The following is a 1,651-nucleotide window of genomic DNA, read 5'->3' on the forward strand; positions in this document are numbered from 1 at the left end:
CGCGGCCGCGCGCCGAGGCTCCAGCGCCGCGGCAGCGCGAGCGAACCAGGCTCCGAGTGCAGCGGCGCGGCCGATCGAATGACCGGCGGCAGCAGGGGCCGCGTGTCGCCCGCGACGTCGCAGGGGCTCCGCCGGACCCTCGTCGTGCTCGGAACCCACCGATCGTCACCTCCGCTCGCTGCCATGGTCCGCGACCCCCGAACGGGGCGCGGTCCGTATCGAGGATAGGCGGTGTGAGGATGCCTCGCGACATCCGCAGTTCGACGTCGCGGGCGCAACCCCCTTGCCTCGTGCATGCCGGGATGGTTTCGTGGCCGGCCTGGGTGCGCGGCCGATCACGAGGAGCAGAACCCATGAAGGCCATGGTGTATCGCGGACCCTACAAGGTGCGCGTCGAAGAGAAGGACATCCCCCGGATCGAGCATCCGAACGACGCGATCGTGCGCGTGCGACTCGCAGCGATCTGCGGATCCGACCTCCACCTGTACCACGGCATGATGCCCGACACCCGGATCGGCCACACGTTCGGGCACGAGTTCGTGGGCGAGGTCGTCGAGGTCGGGTCATCCGTCGAGCGGCTCACCGTGGGCGACCGGGTGATGGTGCCCTTCAACATCTACTGCGGCTCGTGCTACTTCTGCTCGCGCGGGCTCTACTCGAACTGCCACAACGTCAACCCGAACGCCACCGCGGTGGGCGGCATCTACGGCTACTCGCACACCTGCGGCGGGTACGACGGCGGGCAGTCCGAGTACGTGCGCGTGCCGTTCGCCGATGTGGGACCCGGCGTCATCCCCGACTGGCTCGACGAGGAGGACGCACTGCTCATGACCGACGCCCTGTCGACCGGGTACTTCGGCGCGCAGCTCGGCGACATCGAGGAGGGCGACACCGTCGTGGTCTTCGGCGCGGGCCCCGTCGGCCTCTTCGCGGCGAAGTCCTCGTGGCTCATGGGAGCCGGACGCGTGATCGTGGTCGACCACCTCGAGTACCGGCTCGCGAAGGCCCGGGACTTCGCGGATGCCGAGACGGTGAACTTCGCCGAGGTCGACGACATCGTCGTGCACCTCAAGAAGCTCACCGACGGCCTCGGCGCGGATGTCGGGATCGACGCCGTGGGCGCGGAGGCCGACGGCAACTTCGCGCAGCACGTCACGTCGGCCAAGCTCAAGCTCCAGGGCGGCTCTCCCATCGCCCTCAATTGGGCGATCGACTCCGTGCGCAAGGGCGCTACCGTCTCCGTCATGGGCGCCTACGGCCCCATGTTCAGCGCGGTGAAGTTCGGCGATGCCATGAACAAGGGACTCACGCTCCGGATGAACCAGTGCCCCGTCACGCGGCAGTGGCCACGGCTGCTCGAGCACATCCGCAACGGCTACCTGAAGCCGAGCGACATCGTCACCCACCGCATCCCGCTCGAGCACATCGCCGAGGGGTACCACATGTTCTCGGCCAAGCTCGATGGCTGCATCAAGCCGCTCATCGTGCCGAGCGCCGCCTGAGGAGGAGATCACCATGCCGTACACGCCAGCCCGAGGGCGATCCACGGCAGCTGTCCGTAGCCGACCGCGAGCACGACGACCGCGAGGATCGAGATGCCCACGGCGACCCACTGCGTGACGTTCAGGCGCTCGCGCTGCACGAGGACGCC

At 68.7% G+C, this 1,651-nt stretch carries 1 protein-coding gene; it reads left to right on the forward strand.

The features are described from left to right. Nucleotides 1–353: 353 nt before the first annotated feature. A complete protein-coding gene (locus GH736_RS22615; RefSeq protein WP_159607235.1) occupies nucleotides 354–1,502 on the forward strand; it encodes a zinc-dependent alcohol dehydrogenase in 1,149 nt (382 codons plus the stop codon). Nucleotides 1,503–1,651 lie beyond the last annotated feature (149 nt).

The organism is Agromyces humi (assembly GCF_009720255.1).
Taxonomy (GTDB): Bacteria; Actinomycetota; Actinomycetes; order Actinomycetales; family Microbacteriaceae; genus Agromyces; species Agromyces humi.

Coding starts and splice junctions, on each gene's coding strand:
- GH736_RS22615 (WP_159607235.1), top strand. CDS start 354: ATGAAGGCCATGGTGTATCGCGGACCCTACAAGGTGCGCGTCGAAGAG.